Genomic DNA, 20438 nt, shown 5'->3' with positions numbered 1-20438 from the left:
TAATATGAATATAATTATTGGTGCAGGAATTAGTGGTCTATCCTACGCTGCATTTAGTGAAGAAGATTACATCATTTTTGAATCAGATAGCGAAATAGGTGGTTATTGTAAAACAACCAAGAGAAATGGCTTTACTTGGGATTTTGCTGGACATTTTTTCCATTTTAAAAATGAAGAAATAAAGAAATATGTTTTTGAAAGAATGAAGGAGCAAAGAATATTTAACGTTAACAAAATAACGAAAATAAAATATTCCAATAATTATATAGATTTTCCATTTCAAAAAAACATACACCAACTCAGTAAAGAAGAGTATATTGAATGTCTTATAGGGTTAGTAGAGAAAGAAGAGAAAGATGAGTATTCTTCATTTAAAGAAATGATACTTGGGAAGTTTGGCCGCGCAATATGTGAAAAATTTCTTATTCCTTATAATGAGAAATTATATGCAACGGATCTAAATAACTTAGACCAAAATGCTATGGGACGCTTTTTTCCTTATGCAGATTTAAAAGACATCATATTAAATGCAAATGACGCATGTAACTCTTCTTATAATGCTCAATTCATTTATCCAGAAGGTGGTGCGATAGAATTTGTAAATGCTATCGCTACTGAGGTAGATTCTTCAAAGATACATTTAAATACAAAGATAGTAGAAGTTGATATAGAAAAAAAATATGTTCTTACTGATAAAGGTGAGAAGTACTATTACGACAAATTGATTAATACAGCACCTTTACCTAAGTTATATGATTTTGCAAAACTAAATTATGATAAAAGTGTGTACTCAAGCAACTTTGTTAGTGTTTTTAATTTAGGTTTTGACAAACCAGCAAAATCGGATCACCATTGGGTTTATTTCCCAGACAAAAATACTTCATTTTATAGAATAGGGTATTATAATAATATTTTGTCAGAAAATCGATTAAGCTTGTATGTAGAAATTGGTCATAATCATAAGAATTGTTCAATTATAGATAAAGATAGCCTAATCAAACAGGTAATTAGTGATCTGAAGAAAGAGGGGGTTATAGATGATCACAAACTTATTGATTTTCAATATATTAAAATGGATCCTGCATATGTCCATGTTAGTGAGGCAAGTGAAAAAGATAAAATAGAAAAATTGGACTACTTGGAGAATAGTGGAATTTACTCTATTGGTCGATATGGGGCTTGGAGATATTGCTCAATTGAAGACAATATCATTGAAGCTTTAGAGTTGGTGAAAAAAAATGAAAAATAAGATTGGACTAGTTGGTTCGCCTTACCATATAGATAAAGTAGATAATGCACTACATGAAGAAGGTTTTGATACAGTTGTATTAAAAAAAGAACTGGGACTGTTTACTTTTATCAAAGAAGTTCTTTCCTGTGATAGAATATTTGTAGTTTTTATTAATTCGAACTTGAGATTTATACTCCAATACTTTATCCCATTTTTTGTTTTAAGAAAGAAGATTTATTTAGAATGGATAGGCAGTGATGTTCTTTTTCTTCAACGAACAAAATTGATGAAATTTAAAGTAGCGTTGCTCAATAAAATTGCAGTAAACACTTGTGAATGTGAGTGGATACAGAAAGAGCTTGTTGATTTAGGTATTTCTGCGCAAGTAGGACCCTACATAACGTACTCGACCTTGTTTAAAGATATTGAGTTAACGAGTGAAAGAGAGCGAAGCGATACTTTGAAGATCGTGACATATGGTCATGTAGGCAGGGAATCGTTATATAATATAGATAAAATATATAGTGAAGTAAAAGGAAGGAAGGGGGTGAAGTTAGTCGTAGTCGGTCATGATGGTACTGGATTTTCGGAAGTGGAAAATATAGATTTTCTTGGTTGGGTAAAGCCTGAAGTCGTTGAGACGGTTTATAAGGAATCAGATGTTTTTCTTAGAGTAACAGAACATGACGGTTTATCGTATAGTGTTTTGGAGGCGATGCATGCAGGTCTTCAAGTTGTTTTTTCTTACCCTTACCCCCATACTTATCAAGCTAATGATTCAAGCAGTTTATCTGAAGCATTAGACCGTCTGATTGATAAAAAAAATAACGATAAAGATATGATAAATTATCAAGGGCATGAGTACATTGTTGATAATTTTGTCAAAAACAGGGTTTCAGAGAATAATATTAAAAATCTCTTATGTGGATAAAAAAAATACTAGGGTTTGGGATAGGTCCTATTTTATCATCAGTTGTAGGATTTGTACTTGTTCCATACCTTACTAACGTTCTAACACCGGACATCTATGGTCAATACTCTATTTACATAATAACAACTCAACTAGTTACTTTAGTATGTTTAGCTGGTTATGACCAAGGTTTTGTGAGAGAGTACCATGAATCATTAGATAAATCAGAGCTGCTGACTAACGCACTGTTTATAAATGTTATATTATTTATTGTCATAGTATTAGTAGCCTTTCAGTTTAGGGCTGAATTATCACTTGTCATTTTTGATGAAAAAGATACAAGTCTTTTTATTTTAATGATAGCACTAATCGGTTTGAGTGTTTTCTATAGATATATTCAATTGTTTCATAGAATGGAGGAGTTTTCTTTTTTCTATTCGATTTTAATAATAATTCAGTCATTATCTAATGCTGCCTTTATTATTTTTTTTATTGAACTTGGTAGTGATACTGATCATTTGGCATATCTTGTTCTAGCTCACTTTTTATCGATACTAATTCCATGTTGTTGGGGATTAAAATTTGGGAGAGTTAGCCGGGCTTTATTGATGTTTCAAATTAGCAAATATAATAAAGAGATGATCGCAAAGTTAAGTAAGTTTTCTATCCCTTTATTATGGCTTTCAATATTGATGTGGGTCTTGTATTCCTCTGATCAATATATGATGAAATGGCTTTCCAGTTTGGAAGAATTAGGGATTTACGTCGCTGCTTATAAGCTTTGTGCACCTCTTTCTTTACTTCAGGTTATAATTACTACATATTGGACTCCATTGGCTTTGCGGTGGCACGCTGAAGATAAAGATGTAAGTTATTTTGAAAATGTACTAGCTATCATATCTTTAATAATGATAATTATATTTTCATTGTTATTGATAAGCAAAGATTTTATTATTCTTATTTTAGGTTCAGATTTCAAAAACGCAGTAAATGTTTTTCCTTTACTCTTGTTTTTTCCAATTTGTTATACTTTATCAGAAGTTTCTGGCGTTGGCGTAACAATATCTAGAAGAACGAAATTTATGGTGTATATAGGAGGGGGATGCGTAATTATCAATGTTACATTAAACTTTATGTTAATACCTTATTTAGGTGCATTGGGTGCTGCTATATCTACTGCTTGTTCGTTTGTTGTGTATTTGTTGGCGAAAGCACATTTGGCCAATATTTTATGGAAAAAAATCAATTTAGGTATCACATACGGCTTGTTATTTCTTCTATTCATGGTGTGGTATTTTGATAATAAATTTTTTTCAGTCTTTATCGCTATATTAGCAGTTTGTGTTTTATACAGAAAGCTAATGTTGGTAAATGATAAGTACAAACTAAAGTGAACTTTTGGAAATTAGTATGAAGACTATTTTGGTAACTAGCCATGTTTGGAAATCATCGCGTAAAGCTGGTTTTCATTGGTTGGCATATGAACTCAATAATATGGGACATGATGTTCTATTTTTATGTGGTTTAAGTTCCATTGATATATTTAAAAAGGATTATAGAACTGAGTTTATGCTTCAAGAAGGGAAGAATAAAATTATTCATGAAAATGACAATATTTATTCGTATTTCCTATATAATAGATTCAGGCCATTTAATACGAACTATCCTTTAGTTAATAAATTTTCTAAATTTTTATTCTATAGCTATGGGAATATGATACCGGATAATCTCAAGTGTCAAGTTGAATGTGCTGATTTGATTGTTTTTGAGTCTGTCAATGAGATAATGTATTTCGACACGTTTAAAAAAATAAACCCTAGAGCAAAATTTGTCTATAGGTCTTCAGATGATATGTCTATAAGAAATACTCATCAACTTGTATTAGAAAATGAAGCTCGTTTGTTAAATGAATTTGATCTAGTTAGTGTTCCTGCTACTCCTCTGTACGATCGTTTTTCTGGCTTGTCCAGTTTAGTTCTTCATCCGCATGGAGTTCCTAGTAGGTTGTATGATATGGATTATATTTCACCTTATCAAGAGAGTGATAAGAAAAATGCAATTTTTGTTGGAAGTAACTTTTTAGATACAACTTTTATCGATGTTGTGAGTCTTGGCTTTCCGGATATTAACTTTCATATTATCGGCCCTGTTAATTACACATCTAATTTACCGAATGTCTATATTTATGGTGAAATGCAGTACGAGAAAACCATCCCATATATTAAATATGCAGACATAGCTTTGAGTCCGATGACTCTTCCTTCTTTCACCGATAGTAATAAGATAAAACAATATAATTATTGTCGTTTACCTGTAGTTATAAGTTCTATCAATTTATCTTCCAACGAAAACTTTATCTACTATCACTTAAATGATGAAAAATCAATGATTAAGTCACTTGAAACTGCGTTGGAATTTAGCCCAGATGAGGTGGTGTTTTCTCAAATCGACAGCTGGTCTGATGTTACTAAGGGAATATTGGACTCAGTAGGTTTGAAAGATACTGTTCGATGATGGAATAGCTCTAATGAAGTTAAGTTACAAAACCATTTTAGATCCTTCAAAATTCGTTTTTTTTGTATTTTCTGTACAGTTGTTTTTTTGGTGGCTTTTCTTTCCTGATAAGCCTACGGTAATTGACGGGAATGCTAGGTATTACGGTATAATATCATATGCAATTTACTTCATTTTGATGTTTTCGTTTATTTTAGGTGGGATTTTTGGCAAAAGTGCAGCCATTTCCGCACCTAAAAGTTTTTACGTATCAGAAGCTACACTGTTTAAATGGGGTAAGTTTTGTCTAATTTTGGCTATTGTCTCATTTTTAATTAAGTTCAATCAGTTGTTACTAAATCCTAATTTATTTTATGGCTTATTGAATAGTGGAGGTATCAATCGTTTAGCTCGGAGTCTAAATGATACTCAAACTGGCGTTGGTTTCTTGTCCGTATTTTGGGTTTTTTCAACAGCAGCATTCTCTTATTTATATTTTAATTCAAATTTATTAAATAAATACGTTAAAAAATATTTCTACCTTACTTTTGTTTTGGTTATGTTATATAGCATTTTTAATATGACTAGAACAGCTTTTATTACGTATTTTATGATTAACTTTTGTTGCTACTTCTTATCAAGAAAAGTTAAAGTATCTATCCAACTTATTGCTATTATACTGTTGTTTTTAATGGTTTTTTACTGGTTAAATGCGTTACTTAGAACTGGAGTGTTATATTCAGAAGAACATAGTATCAGTTTGTTCTCTATAGATGTTCAAGTGAAATTGTTTCAAGAATTTGTCGAAAAGTATTTAGCAGGGGAATTAAATAACGCGTTTATAGTTATGAGTCACGATGCGGAACCTTTCAAAAATTTTGCTTATGGTTCAATATTTCAACCGTTTACTAATGCTTATGCATTAGACGGTTATTTTCTCAATACTCAAAATATATTTGGTATTTGGTATTGGCAATTTGGTGTGTTAGGTGCTTTTTTTATTACGTTTTGCTTTTCTTTTATTTGGAGATTTAGTTTTTTTCTATCGCTGAAGGAAAACAAACAAGGCATAGTTTCTATATGGTATCTTCATTATTTGTTCGTTTTCCCCGGTTTATATAGTATTACCAGAATAAACTATTTCTTTTTGCTATATTACTTAATACCCGTGACTATATTGTTTTTTATGTTGATTAAAAATAGGAGGTGTTAATTGTTATTTATTGATGGTATTGTATTCTCACTTCAGAAGAGTGGTGGTATTAGTGTATATTTTAATGAGATTTTTTCTCGTGTTTGTAAAAGTGGTTCTCCATTTTTTTTGAAACTGTATAATAAGTTTGATCTAAATGGAAACTTCAACCATGACATCAATAACTTTAAAAGTAGTACAATAGTTGAGCCTGGCCGGCTGCTTGAACGGTACCGAGACGTTCAGCTGAACGAACTGGCTACAGTTTTTCATTCATCTTATTACAGGCTTCCCGTTAAAAAACAAAGATCAAATGTCAAAATTGTGACTACAGTTCATGACTTTACGTATGAAAAGTTTGGGCGAGGAATTTCAAAGTTTGTCCATTGCTTCCAAAAGCGAAGAGCAGTTTTGAATAGCGATGTGATAGTTTGTATATCAGAAAATACCAAAAATGACTTGCTTAAGTATATACCTGAAGCTGAAGGAAAAAACATTCAAGTGGTGTACAATGGTGTTTCTGATATTTTTTATTACGATGAATCGATTGAGGTCACTAATAAGGTTATTTTTGTTGGTTCTCGAGTTGGATATAAGAACTTTAGCATTGTAGTGGAGGCTTTAGCTCTTAAACCCGAATTTAGTCTAACTATCATTGGTGGGGGGGAGCTTAATAAAAGTGAACAAGCGCTGCTAGAGAATAATTTGCCTGGTAGATATGAATACCTTGGCTTCATTGATGATGAAGAGTTGGCATTACTCTACAATAAAGCATTTTGTTTAATTTACCCATCTTTGTATGAGGGGTTCGGTATTCCCGCTCTCGAAGCTATGAGGTCCGGCTGCCCTGTGATTGCGACAAATTCATCTTCCTTACCTGAAGTTTGTGGTGGTGCTGCATTGCTAATGGATAACCCTAGTGCTGAGACAATATCCTCTTCAGTTGAAAAGTTACAGATTGATGTAACACGCAAATTATTCGTCGAGAAGGGGCTAGAAAATGCAAGTCGATTTAGTTGGGATGAAACATTTAATAAAATTAATGATATTTATTTAGGATAGTTATGAAAGTTGCTCTAATTACCGGTATTACAGGTCAAGATGGGTCTTACCTAGCAGAATTATTGGTTGAAAAAGGTTACGAAGTTCATGGTTTAATTCGCAGAACGTCATCATATAATACTGGGCGTATTGATACGCTAATAAATAGCGGGGTAAATCTTAAGCTGCATTATGGAGATCTAACCGATTCTGCAAACCTGATTCGTTTGATCAACGAAATTCAACCTGATGAAATCTATAATCTAGGTGCAATGTCGCACGTGGCTGTTTCTTTTGAATCTCCAGAATATGTTGCTGATGTAGATGGCATGGGTACTCTACGCCTTCTTGAGGCGATTCGTATCAACGGTTTGGAAAAGAAAACTCGCTTTTATCAAGCGTCAACATCTGAACTTTATGGCGAAGTCCGAGAAATTCCACAGCGTGAAACGACTCCTTTTTACCCACGTTCTCCATACGCTGTGGCTAAAATGTACGCATACTGGATTGTGGTTAACTATCGTGAATCATACGGAATGTACGCATGTAATGGTATTTTATTTAACCATGAGTCACCACGCCGTGGTGAAACCTTTGTAACTCGTAAGATTACCCGTGCGATTGCGAATATCTCTCAAGGTCTAGAATCTTGCCTAGAACTTGGCAACATGGATGCGTTGCGTGACTGGGGGCATGCTAAAGATTACGTTCGCATGCAATGGATGATGCTTCAACAAGAACTGGCAGAAGATTTTGTTATTGCTACTGGTAAGCAGATCTCTGTGCGCGAGTTTGTTCGCTTGTCAGCGAAGGAAGCGGGGATCGAACTTGAGTTTTCAGGTGAAGGCATTGATGAGATAGCTACTGTGGTAGCTATCGATGAAGAAAAAGCACCAAAAGTGAAAGTTGGTGATGTCATTGTGAAAGTCAACCCTCGCTTCTTCCGTCCAGCGGAAGTAGAAACATTACTTGGTGACCCAAGTAAAGCGAAAGCTAAACTTGGTTGGACTCCAGAGATCACTGTAGAAGAAATGTGTGCAGAAATGGTTGCGTTCGATATCGATAAGGCAAAACAACACGCAGTTCTAAAAGAACACGGATTTGACGTTGCGATCTCACTAGAAAGCTAATTAATCAGTAATATTGATTCGTTTATATTGCAGAGTTCCTCATTTTGGGCTCTGCTTTTTCTATTTATATTATCGGAACTAGTATGAAAAGAGTATTTATTGCTGGTCACAAAGGTATGGTCGGCTCAGCTATTGTTCGTCAACTATCTAAAGACTCTTCAGTTGAAGTTATTACTAAAGATCGTAATGAGCTTAACCTGTTAGATGCACTAGCCGTCGAGGCGTTTTTTGCGACTCACAATATTGATCAAGTTTACCTTGCGGCCGCGAAAGTCGGTGGAATTGTTGCTAACAAAACCTACCCTGCTGAGTTTATCTACCAAAATTTGACGATTCAAAACAATATTATTCACTCTGCACATCTGCATGGTGTTCAAGATTTACTATTCTTGGGGTCGTCTTGTATTTATCCAAAGTTTGCACAACAACCGATGCGTGAAGACTCTTTATTGACTGGAACTTTGGAAGAAACCAATGAGCCTTACGCAATTGCTAAGATTGCCGGTATCAAAATGTGCGAGTCCTATAATCGCCAATATGGTCGCAACTATCGATCAGTAATGCCAACTAATTTGTATGGTGAAAATGATAATTTTCATCCTCAAAATTCTCACGTTATTCCTGCGTTGTTGCGTCGCTTCCACGAAGCCAAGTTGAATGGCGACAGTAAGGTTGTTGCGTGGGGGAGCGGTAAACCTATGCGAGAGTTTTTGCATGTGGATGATATGGCAGCAGCCTCAATTTATGTAATGAATCTTGATCAAGAGGTGTATCTAGAAAATACGCAAGAAATGCTTAGTCACATAAACGTAGGTACAGGTGTAGATTGTACAATCCGTGAACTTGTTGAAACTGTGGCAAAAGTGGTTGGTTTTGACGGCGAAATTGAATTTGACACGACGAAACCAGACGGCACTCCTCGTAAGTTAATGGATGTTTCACGTTTAAAGAGTTTAGGTTGGGAAGCGAAGACGAGCCTAGAAGATGGTTTAACTATGACTTACCAGTGGTTCCTAGAGAATCAAGAAAATTATCGCGGTTAAAGTACCTAGGGTAGGGCTAATATAAGGATTTAAACAAAGCATATGTTTTTAAGCAAAAAACGTTTTTCTCAAGTAATTGAAAGTACGCCATTAGTTTCAATTGACTTAGTTATTGAGGATGAAAGTGGTCACGTTTTACTTGGGGAGCGTTTAAATCGACCCGCTCAAGGTTTCTGGTTCGTTCCTGGTGGGCGTATTCTTAAGGATGAAAAGCTTGAAGATGCCTTTGCTCGTTTAACTTTAGAGGAGCTTGGACATGAGTTTAAGCTCTCTCAAGCAACGCTGATGGGGCCTTATACACACCTCTATGATGACAATGTATTTGGCAATGAGTTTACGACTCATTATGTCGCTATTGCCTACAAGCTAACTGTCGTTCGGTCTGAATTGAACTTACCCATGGATGTACAGCATTCTCGTTATCGTTGGTGTCATCAAGAGGAACTATTGACCAGTGATAAAGTACATGTTCATACTAAATGGTATTTTCAAAAAATAACTAAAACTATCACCTAATTAAAAATAACGAGTTGACTATGCTTATTCCTGTAATTATGGCCGGCGGTTCAGGTAGCCGTTTATGGCCTCTATCTCGATCAAAATACCCTAAACAATTTCTAGCGGTAACCGGTGAGCAAACGATGCTCCAGCAGACGCTTAGTCGAATGGCTGGTTTAGAACATAATGCGCCGTTTGTTATCTGTAATGAAGAGCATCGCTTCCTAGTTGCAGAACAACTTCGTCGTATTGATAGCCCTCATAGTGGAATACTATTAGAGCCTGTTGGGCGCAATACCGCTCCAGCGATTGCTTTAGCTGCCAAATTTGCTTTCTCTGCAAACCAAACTTCAGATGAAGAGGCGTTGATGCTTGTTCTTGCTGCAGATCATGTAATTAAAGACACACAATCTTTTCATCAATCCGTTCAGGCTGCTATTCCGTACGCCCAGCGTGGTGATATGGTTACATTCGGTATCAAGGCAAATGCACCAGAAACAGGCTATGGCTACATTAAAACTGGCGATGCAGTTGTCGTTGCCGACGAAAATCGAGGCTTTAGCGTCGACAGTTTTGTTGAAAAGCCTAATCTTGAAACGGCAAAGCAGTATCTAGAAGACGGCAGTTATTTGTGGAACAGCGGTATGTTCTTATTCAAAGCTTCTACTTATCTTGAAGAGCTAGCGAAGTTTCGACCTGATATCTTAAAAGCGTGTGAAAGTGCATTTGATAGCCACTTTGATGACCTAGATTTTATTCGCATGTCATCTGAGCTGTTTTCACAGATCCCTGATGAATCCATCGATTTTGCGGTAATGGAGAAAACCGAAAAAGCGATTGTCGTTCCGATGGATGCAAACTGGAGTGATGTTGGCTCTTGGTCAGCGCTTTGGGAAGTGAATAACAAAGATGAACAGGGGAACGCAACTCGAGGTGACGTGCTAACCGAGCAGACTCAGAACAGTTACATATATTCACAAGATAAACTCGTGGCCACCGTGGGTGTTGAGAACCTCATCGTTGTAGAGACGAAAGATGCGGTATTGGTTGCGAATAAAGATAAAGTTCAAGATGTAAAGTCGATTGTAAATCAGCTTAAACAACAAAATCGAGCTGAGTGTCAGCAGCACCAAGAGGTATATCGCCCATGGGGTTCCCATGAGACGGTATCTGAGGGTGAGCGTTACCATGTGAAGCAAGTACTGGTTAAGCCAAAGGAAAAAACAGCACTGCAGATGCACCACCATAGAGCTGAGCACTGGGTTGTTGTATCAGGTACCGCTAAAGTCACAAAAGGTAACGAAACTTTTCTTCTGACTGAAAATCAATCCACTTATATTCCAGTTGGGACTCCCCACTCTGTGGAAAACCCAGGACAGGTGCCTTTAGAGCTTGTTGAGGTTCGCTCCGGTTCATACTTAGAAGAAGACGACATTGTTCGCTTTGATAGTCAAGCGTCTAAGTTCGGCGGCGACTACTAACTACCTATTGAGATAGAAATGATGACAACAAAATTAATCAGTAGTGAAGTACTTAGTGCGTCAGGTGTTCAGTTTGGTACCAGTGGCGCTCGAGGGCTTGTCACTCAGTTTACGCCGGACGTTTGTGCTGCATTTACTCATGCATTTATCGCATCAATGCGCAGTAATTTTACTTTCAGTCAAATGGCTGTGGCTATTGATAACCGTCCTAGTAGCCCCGCGATGGCGCAAGCGGTCATTCAAGCGCTTACTGATGCCGGCATAGAAGCGATTTACTACGGTGTAGTACCAACTCCCGCTCTCGCGTATACCGCAATGCAAGACAATATGCCTTGTATCATGGTGACTGGATCTCATATCCCGTTTGATCGCAATGGAATTAAGTTCTACCGCCCGGACGGAGAGATCACGAAAGCAGATGAACAAGCAATTTTAACCGAGAAAGTAGATTTTAGTGCTATCAATGACCTGCCTGAGTTAACGATTAATTTCTGTGCGGCTGAGCTTTACCGAGCACGTTATACCGATTTGTTTGATGCAGATTTACTGGCAGGAAAGCGTGTTGGTATATATGAGCATTCAAGTGCTGGGAGAGATATTTACCAAGGACTTTTTGAATCGCTTGGGGCTGAAGTCATATCATTGGAGCGTACTGACGAATTTGTTCCGATTGACACTGAAGCAGTTGCTGAATCTGATAAGGAAAAAGCACGCAGTTGGTCTAAGCAGTATGATTTAGATTTTATTTTCTCGACTGATGGAGATGGGGACCGCCCATTAGTTGCTGATGAGAACGGCGAATGGTTGAGAGGTGATATCCTAGGCTTACTTTGTTCGCGAGCGCTTCAAGTAGATGCATTAGCAGTTCCAGTTAGTTGCAACACTATTATTGCTGAATCCCTTGAATTTGAAGCCGTATCTAAAACACGAATTGGCTCGCCTTATGTTATCGCTGAATTTTCCGAATTAGCAAAAACTTATAAAAGAATTGCAGGGTTTGAAGCTAATGGAGGGTATTTGCTCGGAAGTGATGTTTCGGTGAATGGGAAATCTCTAAAAGCGTTGCCAACCCGAGACGCCGTCTTACCTGCTCTTATGTTGCTTTCTTTAGCGAAAAAATCATCGATCAAAAGTTTGGTAAGTCAATTACCACAGCGCTTTACGCATAGTGACCGTATTCAAAACTTTGCGACTGAAAAGAGTTTGTCGATATTGGAAAGTGGTCGTCAAAATACTAAAAAGCTACTAGATTCTCTGGGGATGTCAGAGGTTAATGCTGTTAGTATGGATAACACTGATGGATTAAGATTCGAGCTATCTAATGCAACAATCATCCATTTACGTCAGTCTGGTAATGCCCCTGAACTTCGTTGTTATGCCGAAGCTGAGCGGATGGAAGATGCTATTGCTTTGGTCGATAAAGTGTTAAGAAATATTAAGTTAATTTAGCTTTTGAGCACTTTAGTATTTATACATAACCAATATGGAGCTATGCGCTAAAGCGTGGCTCTACCTTTCTGAGCGTCAGTTTTATGATTTACACTTTAAGTAACCCAATAAAAAATTTTCCTTGGGGTAGCCGTACTGCTATTCGAGACTACTTTGGTATCGATAATTCGAATTTAGATCACCAAGCTGAAGTATGGATGGGAGCTCACCCCTCCTCAAGCTCCAGTATTTTTCAGGCTGGCGTTGATGTGTCTTTATGCGATGTTATTGCCAGTAACCCAGATTATTGGTTAGGAAAGGAAACCAAAGAGAATTTCTCATCGCTTCCTTTTCTTATGAAAATTCTAGCAGCAGAAGAGCCGCTATCCATACAAGTTCATCCATCGAAAAAAGCAGCTGCATTAGGCTTTGCTAAAGAGAATGAGCAAGGGGTACCTCTAGATGCAGCAAATCGCAATTATAAAGATGCAAATCACAAGCCTGAGCTCGTGTATGCCCTCACTCCTTATTTAGCTATGAATGGTTTTCGAGAGTTTGACCAGATTGTTGCCAACTTTGATGCTATTGACCTTCCAGTGCTAGAAGATATTTTTCAACCTTTTAAACAAGATCCTAACCCATTAACTCTTGCTGAGTTTTTTGCGGCTATTCTTGTGTTAGAAGGGGAACTTAAAACGCAGGCAATTCGTCAGCTTCTACACTCGTTAAAAACGATAGATAAAGACCATTTTGCATACCAAGCTTCGTTGCTTATCTCTCGCTTTTCTCATCTTTACCCTGAAGATGTTGGTTTGTTTGCTCCTTTATTTTTAAATGTTATTGAGTTGCAACCAGGCGAGGCTATGTTCTTATATGCTGAAACCCCCCATGCTTATATCCATGGATTAGCTGTGGAAGTAATGGCTAACTCTGATAACGTTTTGAGAGCAGGTCTAACCCCCAAGTATATTGATGTTGAAGAGTTAGTAAAAAATACACAATTTAAGCCTGTTGCGTTTGAAAGCTTGATTTTGAAACCAACTGGTAATCGAATGGGTCGAGATGTGTACCCTATACCGATTAAAGATTTTAACTTTGATGTACTGAATCCTCAAAATACAATGTCTTTAACTACATCTTCACCAGAGATACTGTTGTGTTTATCCAATCAAGTGACGCTTATTACAGCTATGGAAAGTAGAGTATTATGCAAAGGAGAATCTGTAGTTCTTTCTGCATCGTTAGGTGAATATTGTATTTCAGGGAAAGGTTCTATCGCGAGAGCTTATTGTTAGGTGGCTATGAAAGTTTCGATTATTACTGTTTGCTATAATTCTTCAGCAACAATAGAAGATACGATTAAATCAGTTAAGTTTCAGACGTATAAAGACATCGAGTATATCATTGTCGATGGTGGTTCCACAGATAACACAAATCAAATTATCAATAGTTATTCGGACTGTGTTGACATACATATCAGTGAAAGTGATGAAGGTTTGTACGATGCGATGAATAAAGGAATCGGAATGGCGACAGGTGATGTTGTTGGGATTCTTAACTCAGATGATTTTTTTAGCACAAAACATAGTGTTGCGGATCTAATATCCGGGTTTGTTTCTGACGATATCGATGGTGTATATTCTGATCTAGTTTACGTACAAGAAAGAGATACTTCTAAAGTAACTCGTCTATACAGCTCAAAGGTATATAAGCAATCGCTTATAAAGTTCGGTTTGATGCTGCCACACCCCACTTTCTATGTTAAGCGCAATGTCTATGAGAAATGTGGACTATATAAAACGGATTATAGAGTAGCTGCAGATTTTGAGTTGATTGCGCGTTGCGTATCCAAAGGCACTAAACTTAATCGAGTGCCCAAAATAACAGTAAAAATGCGTGAAGGAGGGATTAGTTCAAGTGGTTTGTTGTGGAGAGTACATCAAAATACCGAAATAGTACGCGCATGTCGAGATAATGGTATTTATACAAATATAGCAATGGTTGCGTTGAAATTACCCTATAAAGTATTCACTTTATTAACTAGAAAATTTGTGAGTGTTTAATTATGACTATATTGGTTACGGGAGCAACAGGGTTTGTTGGTCAAAACCTTACTCAATTAAACCAAAAATTTCGTTGTGTTATTCGTGCGGGTGAAGAACATTCCTTTTCTGATAGTTATATAGTTCCGACTATAGATGCATCAACGGAATGGAATAACTGTTTCCATGATGTCAATGCTATTATTCATTTAGCTGGATTGGCGCATAATAAGTCATATACGGATGCTGAATATAGAATTGTAAATACTGAGGGGACGCTGCGGCTAGCAGCAAAAGCGGCGGAAGCGGGTGTTAAGCGTTTTGTCTTTGTTAGCTCGATAGGTGTTCATGGAGCTAACTCTTGCGACAAGGTATTTTCGCCCGATGATCAGGCAAAACCTCACAATTCTTATGCGCTATCAAAGCATAATGCTGAATTAGGACTTTGGGAGATATCTAAGCAAACAGGGTTAGAGGTTGTTATTGTTCGTCCTACATTAGTATACGGTCCAAATGCGCCTGGAAACTTCGGTGCATTGGTCAAGTTAGTCAATAAACTGCACATTCTTCCATTCGGCTTGGCTAATAATAAACGTTCTTTTGTCTCTGTACAAAACTTAGCAGACCTGTTGATAACTTGTGCACTTTCTCCTAACTCTTCGGGTCATACCTTCTTAGCAAGTGACTCTGAAACAGTTTCTATCAAAGAGTTTACCAATGCGATAGGGGAAGGTTTATCGAAAAAGGTTATTCAGCTTCCCATCCCTATTAACTTAATGAGGCTTATGGGTAAAGTGACAGGAAAATCTGCAATAATTGAGCAGTTGTATGGTGATCTACAGGTTGATTCGGCAAACCTGAAAGAGATCCTTGGTTGGACGCCCCCTTTCACAATTAAACAGGCAATGACATCATTGCGTAAACAGAGTAAATAGTATGATTCGAGTACTTGATTTTTTGGCGGCATTTATTGGCTTGGCCTTCCTCTGGCCCATTTTACTTGTGGTTACAGTAATTGGTTTGTTTGATACCGGCTCTCCAATTTTTGTACAAGAGCGAGTGGGCCGAAATAAAAAGGCATTTAAGCTCATTAAGTTCCGTACCATGTCGGTAGAAACGCAATCTGTGGCGAGTCATTTAGCGAGTAACGCTTCTATTACTAAGCTAGGGGCTTTTCTACGTAAGACCAAGGTTGACGAACTACCACAGCTTATCAATGTAATCAAAGGTGAAATGAGCTTAGTTGGTCCGCGACCAAACTTATTTAATCAAGAAGAATTGATAAAAGAGCGTGACTCACTGGGCGTATATGATGTTTTGCCCGGTATTACTGGTTTAGCTCAAGTGCAAAATATTGATATGTCAACGCCTGAGTTGTTGGCGAAAACCGATAAGCAGATGATTGATACGCTCACTCTAAGAGATTACTTTAAGTATATTTTGATGACGGCAACCGGCAGCGGTTCTGGTGACGCGGTTAAATAGTGCGGTTTCTCGGATTGACCCTAAAATAATTTTTATAAGAATAATTTTATGCAACGTCTCAATTTTATTTGGCAACTTTCTCGTCTACACAAGCGTGTCATCAGCGTCATTATCGACACATTGCTTATTTTGTTTGCTTTACATATTGCTCTGTGGACAAGATTGGGCGACGTAAAGCTACTTAGCGATGGTGATAATTTATTACTGATTGGCTTAACAGTGATATCAACAGTTTTGATTTTTACTCAAATTGGGCTGTATCGAGCTATCCTTAGGTATCTGACTTTTCAAGCTTTGTTTGTAGTTACTGCCGGAGCAGTACTGTCAGCTATCGCGCTAGCGGTTTTTGCTTATTATCTACAGGAACCAATCCCTAGAACGGTGCCTATTATATATGGTGCCTATCTAGCACTGTTGTGTGGTGGTTCTCGCCTTATTGTCAGAAATCTGGTAGCGACTACATCGCCATCAAAAGATTCTCGTCAGGAAGTCTTGATCTATGGTGCAGGCTCTGGCGGTCGTCAGCTCGCAGTCGCACTTCGCGCTTCTGAAAACTATCGTATTCGAGCGTTCATCGATGAAGATAAAACTCTCACAAATACAATGATTCTTGGGTTACCTGTTGTTGATTTATCTAAAACAGAAGTTTTGATTGAGAAGCATGACGTTTCTAAAATTTTGCTTGCGATTCCAAGTGCTTCTCGTGCTCGCCGTAAGCAAATTTTAGATCTTTTAGCTCCATTACCTGTAGAAATACAAACAGTTCCAGATATGGCAGATATTGTATCTGGAAAGGCCAAAATTGATGAGCTTACTGATGTGCCAATTGAGGACTTGTTAGGGCGTGATGCTGTAGCTCCTCAGCAGGTCCTAATGGAAGCTAATATTAAAGATAAAGTGGTTATGGTAACTGGTGCTGGCGGTTCGATTGGCTCAGAATTGTGCCGTCAGATTTTAAAACAAGGGCCAAAAACACTCGTTCTATTCGAGTTATCTGAATTTGGTTTGTATAAAATTGATCGTGAGCTCTCTTTACTAAAAGAATCCAAAGATCTTGATGTAGAGATTGTCCCTCTTTTGGGCTCTGTTCAACGTTCTCATCGACTACTTACGGCAATGAAGTCTTTTAAGGTTGAGACAGTTTATCACGCAGCAGCATACAAGCACGTTCCTCTTGTTGAATATAATGTTGTAGAAGGTGTACGAAACAATGTTTATGGCACGTACTACACGGCAAAGGCAGCAATTGAAGCTGGTGTCGAGTCTTTTGTGTTGATCTCAACAGACAAAGCGGTTCGCCCTACAAACGTGATGGGTACGACCAAGCGCATGGCAGAGTTAGGTTTGCAAGCTCTAGCTGAACAAGAGAATCAGAAAGAAAATGGTACTCGTTTCTGCATGGTTCGATTTGGTAACGTTCTTGGTTCTTCTGGTTCAGTTATTCCGCTCTTTAAAAAGCAGATTAAAGCTGGGGGGCCTTTAACAGTAACTCATCCAGATATTACTCGTTTCTTTATGACAATTCCTGAAGCTGCTCAACTTGTTATTCAAGCTGGTGCGATGGGCAAAGGGGGCGATGTATTCGTTCTTGATATGGGAGAGTCAGTTAAGATTACAGATCTCGCTGAGAACTTGATTAATCTTTCTGGCTTGTCTGTTAAGAATGAGCAGAACCCTCATGGTGATATCGAAATACAGTTTTCTGGCCTTCGTCCGGGAGAGAAGTTGTATGAAGAACTGTTGATTGGGGACAATGTTCAACGTACTGCTCATGAACGGATCATGACAGCTCATGAGGTATTTTTGCCAATTTACGAGTACGATAATTTACTTGAGTCTTTAGACTTTGCTTGCCATAACTTAGAACATGAGACGATTCGCAAACTGTTATTGGATGCACCGACAGGGTTCAAGCCTACTGATGGAATTGGCGATCTAGTTTGGAATGCTTCTAGCTCAACACAACAAGTGGTAGAGAATTGATGAAAGGCCAGTAACCCAGTTGCTGGCCTTTTTTGTTATCTTTGGGGCTGTAGACAAGTACATATAACGGAAATACTTGGTCTTCAAAAGAAGCTTTTTTTCAGCTCTGATCCTCCTACCTGCTACCTTTCTTGATCTTCCACTACAGTTTTGACTGTAAACTGTAGTAAAATTACGCTAATTTGTTTTTATACCGATTTATTTTGAATTGAACGAGGTCAGTCCTATGTCAGCTAAGAAGCCTATGGCTCTAGTGATTCTTGACGGTTACGGTCACCGTGAAGACACAGCAAACAACGCAATCGCGAATGCAAAAACTCCATTTATCGATAGCCTGTTTGCTAACAAACCAAACACGCTAATCTCTGCTTCTGGTATGGACGTAGGTCTACCTGACGGTCAAATGGGTAACTCAGAAGTTGGTCACACTAACATTGGTGCTGGTCGCGTTGTATACCAAGACCTAACTCGTATCACTAAGTCTATCGCTGACGGTGAATTCGCTGAAACGCCTGCTCTAGTAGAAGCGATTGACTCAGCGGTTAAAGCTGAGAAAGCAGTGCACATTATGGGTCTTATGTCTCCAGGTGGTGTACACTCTCACGAAGATCACATCTACGCAGCAGTTGAAATGGCTGCAGCACGTGGCGCTGAGAAGATCTACCTACACTGCTTCCTAGACGGTCGTGACACACCGCCACGTAGCGCAGAAAACTCTCTACAACGTTTCCAAGACCTATTCGCTAAACTAGGTAAAGGCCGTGTGGCTTCGCTAGTCGGTCGTTACTACGCAATGGATCGTGATAACAACTGGGATCGCGTTCAAGTTGCTTACGATCTTCTTACTCTAGGTAAAGCAGAGTTCACAGCTGAGTCTGCAGTGGCCGGTCTAGAAGCGGCTTACGCTCGTGACGAGAACGACGAATTCGTTAAAGCAACGGCTATCAAAGCTGAAGGTCAAGAAGATGCAGCTATCGTAGACGGCGACGCAGTTATCTTCATGAACTACCGTGCTGACCGTGCACGTCAAATTACTCGTACTTTCGTACCTGATTTCGACGGCTTCGAGCGTGAAGTATTCCCAGCAATCAACTTCGTGATGCTAACGCAATACGCAGCTGACATCCCATTAGCTATCGCATTCCCACCTGCGTCTCTAGAGAACACATACGGTGAGTGGCTATCTAAGCAAGGTCAAACTCAACTACGTATCTCTGAAACTGAGAAATACGCGCACGTTACATTCTTCTTCAACGGTGGTGTTGAGAACGAATTTGAAGGTGAAGAGCGTCAATTAGTTGCTTCTCCAAAAGTTGCGACTTACGACCTACAACCAGAAATGAGCTCTGCTGAGCTAACTGAAAAGATGGTTGCGGCTATCAAGTCTGGTAAGTACGACACTATCATCTGTAACTACCCGAACCCAGATATGGTTGGCCACACTGGTGTTTACGAAGCTGCAGAAAAAGCTATCGAAGCAATGGACGAGTGTGTTGCTAAAGTAACAGCAGCTATCGAAGAAGTAGGCGGTCAAATGCTGATCACTGCTGACCACGGTAACGCAGAAATGATGGTAGACCCAGAGACAGGTGGCATCCATACTGCTCACACTAACCTACCAGTTCCTCTAATCTACGTTGGTGACAAAGAAGTTGAGTTCAAAGACGGCGGTAAGCTGTCTGACCTAGCTCCAACTATGCTTTCTCTAGTAGGTCTAGAAATCCCATCAGAGATGACGGGTGAAGTTCTGGTTAAGTAATTTTTAACCAATACCAAATACTGAAACGGCTGCACGCGAGTGTGGCCGTTTTTTTGTATTTGGGATTTGGGAAAAGATACGAGATGAGGGTAAACGAGATACGAAGAGCAAAAGAGCGGATGTGAGATACGGGTGAGTGAGATGAGAAGAGCTTAAAGGCAGATGTACGATTCGAGTAAGTGAGATACGAAGTACTGAAGAACATATTCGATATGCGAGAAACCAGGGGCGAAGATATTACGGGCAGAGAGCAGTAACATGTCTTCGCATCTCAAATCTCGTTACTCCATCTGCTCTATATGCCCTTCGTATCACGCATCTCGTTTACTCGCATCTATTTTTCCCCGTCATTCCAGAATTGAGGAACGAAATGTCTGGAATCTCTCTCTTAGTCCAACACAACGAGATTCCCTATCACGCTCGTGCTTCACTGTAGGGAATGACGTGGGGTTATTTGTTGGCTTTATCTAGGATGGAACGTTCAAAGTCTAGCAACCACTCTTTTCGGCTCATGCCGCCTGTGTAACCTGTAAGAGTGCCATTCGCGCCAATTACACGATGGCAGGGAACCACGATACTAAATGGGTTCTTGCCGTTTGCGCCACCGACTGCTCGAACGGCTTTGGGATTGTTCATTCGCTTAGCTTGTTCACCGTAGCTAATAGTTTCGCCATAAGGAATGGTAGTAAGTGCTTGCCAAGCTGCTTTTTGAAAGTCGGTGC

General features: G+C 38.5%; 18 protein-coding genes. 17 read left to right on the top strand and 1 reads right to left on the bottom strand.

Translation table 11 applies throughout. From position 1 onward, the window contains the following. Nucleotides 1-4: 4 nt before the first annotated feature. The 17 genes from AC6R05_RS02110 to gpmM all read left to right on the top strand — a co-directional run bounded on the left by AC6R05_RS02110 (nt 5) and on the right by gpmM (nt 19716). Complete coding sequence (locus AC6R05_RS02110; RefSeq protein ID WP_500646443.1) at nt 5-1249, top strand: protoporphyrinogen/coproporphyrinogen oxidase; 1245 nt, start codon at nt 5-7, stop codon at nt 1247-1249. After that, complete coding sequence (locus AC6R05_RS02105; RefSeq protein WP_500646442.1) at nt 1239-2162, top strand: glycosyltransferase; 924 nt, start codon at nt 1239-1241, stop codon at nt 2160-2162. Before AC6R05_RS02110 ends, AC6R05_RS02105 begins: the two co-directional genes overlap by 11 nt. Next, complete coding sequence (locus tag AC6R05_RS02100) at nt 2153-3535, top strand: lipopolysaccharide biosynthesis protein (RefSeq protein WP_500646441.1); 1383 nt, start codon at nt 2153-2155, stop codon at nt 3533-3535. Before AC6R05_RS02105 ends, AC6R05_RS02100 begins: the two co-directional genes overlap by 10 nt. Before the next feature lie 16 nt (nt 3536-3551). Further along, complete coding sequence (locus AC6R05_RS02095; protein WP_500646440.1) at nt 3552-4655, top strand: GumK N-terminal domain-containing glycosyltransferase; 1104 nt, start codon at nt 3552-3554, stop codon at nt 4653-4655. Nucleotides 4656-4668: 13 nt separating this feature from the next. Next, nucleotides 4669-5847, top strand: coding sequence for an O-antigen polymerase (locus AC6R05_RS02090; RefSeq protein ID WP_500646439.1), 1179 nt, complete (start codon nt 4669-4671; stop codon nt 5845-5847). Continuing rightward, complete coding sequence (locus AC6R05_RS02085) at nt 5848-6888, top strand: glycosyltransferase family 4 protein (protein WP_500646438.1); 1041 nt, start codon at nt 5848-5850, stop codon at nt 6886-6888. A 2-nt stretch (nt 6889-6890) separates the two neighbouring features. Continuing rightward, on the top strand, nt 6891-7997 hold the full coding sequence (gene gmd, locus AC6R05_RS02080) for a GDP-mannose 4,6-dehydratase (protein WP_500646437.1): 1107 nt from the start codon (nt 6891-6893) through the stop codon (nt 7995-7997). An 83-nt stretch (nt 7998-8080) separates the two neighbouring features. Beyond that, the gene (gene fcl, locus AC6R05_RS02075; RefSeq protein ID WP_500646436.1) at nt 8081-9040 is read left to right on the top strand and encodes a GDP-L-fucose synthase; all 960 of its coding nucleotides are present in this window, start codon (nt 8081-8083) and stop codon (nt 9038-9040) included. A gap of 42 nt (nt 9041-9082) precedes the next feature. Beyond that, complete coding sequence (locus AC6R05_RS02070; protein ID WP_500646435.1) at nt 9083-9556, top strand: GDP-mannose mannosyl hydrolase; 474 nt, start codon at nt 9083-9085, stop codon at nt 9554-9556. A 20-nt stretch (nt 9557-9576) separates the two neighbouring features. After that, complete coding sequence (locus tag AC6R05_RS02065; protein WP_500646434.1) at nt 9577-11019, top strand: mannose-1-phosphate guanylyltransferase/mannose-6-phosphate isomerase; 1443 nt, start codon at nt 9577-9579, stop codon at nt 11017-11019. A gap of 21 nt (nt 11020-11040) precedes the next feature. Continuing rightward, nucleotides 11041-12468, top strand: a complete 1428-nt coding sequence (locus AC6R05_RS02060; RefSeq protein WP_500646449.1) for a phosphomannomutase — start codon at nt 11041-11043, stop codon at nt 12466-12468. Nucleotides 12469-12551: 83 nt separating this feature from the next. Then, nucleotides 12552-13742 carry a mannose-6-phosphate isomerase, class I gene (manA, locus tag AC6R05_RS02055; protein WP_500646433.1) on the top strand — a complete coding sequence of 397 codons (1191 nt, stop codon included), beginning with the start codon at nt 12552-12554 and terminating at the stop codon, nt 13740-13742. 6 nt (nt 13743-13748) lie between these two features. Then, the gene (locus AC6R05_RS02050) at nt 13749-14510 is read left to right on the top strand and encodes a glycosyltransferase family 2 protein (protein WP_500646432.1); all 762 of its coding nucleotides are present in this window, start codon (nt 13749-13751) and stop codon (nt 14508-14510) included. A 2-nt stretch (nt 14511-14512) separates the two neighbouring features. Beyond that, nucleotides 14513-15424, top strand: coding sequence for an NAD-dependent epimerase/dehydratase family protein (locus AC6R05_RS02045; protein WP_500646431.1), 912 nt, complete (start codon nt 14513-14515; stop codon nt 15422-15424). Nucleotide 15425: 1 nt separating this feature from the next. Further along, nucleotides 15426-15974, top strand: coding sequence for a sugar transferase (locus AC6R05_RS02040; protein WP_500646430.1), 549 nt, complete (start codon nt 15426-15428; stop codon nt 15972-15974). Nucleotides 15975-16022: 48 nt separating this feature from the next. Further along, nucleotides 16023-17957: a polysaccharide biosynthesis protein gene (locus tag AC6R05_RS02035; protein ID WP_500646429.1), complete on the top strand. Its 1935-nt coding sequence runs from the start codon at nt 16023-16025 to the stop codon at nt 17955-17957. Between the two features lie 226 nt (nt 17958-18183). Further along, a complete protein-coding gene (gpmM, locus tag AC6R05_RS02030; protein ID WP_500646428.1) occupies nt 18184-19716 on the top strand; it encodes a 2,3-bisphosphoglycerate-independent phosphoglycerate mutase in 1533 nt (510 codons plus the stop codon). A 450-nt stretch (nt 19717-20166) separates the two neighbouring features. On the opposite strand, the gene AC6R05_RS02025 is transcribed toward gpmM, so the two are convergent. After that, a partial coding sequence (locus AC6R05_RS02025) for a methylated-DNA--[protein]-cysteine S-methyltransferase (protein ID WP_500646427.1) occupies nt 20167-20438 on the bottom strand: 272 nt, incomplete at its 5' end.

It is taken from the genome of Vibrio sp. R11-SG3-ISO9 (genome assembly GCF_059834255.1).
This window is presented reverse-complemented; position numbering and strand designations above follow the sequence as displayed.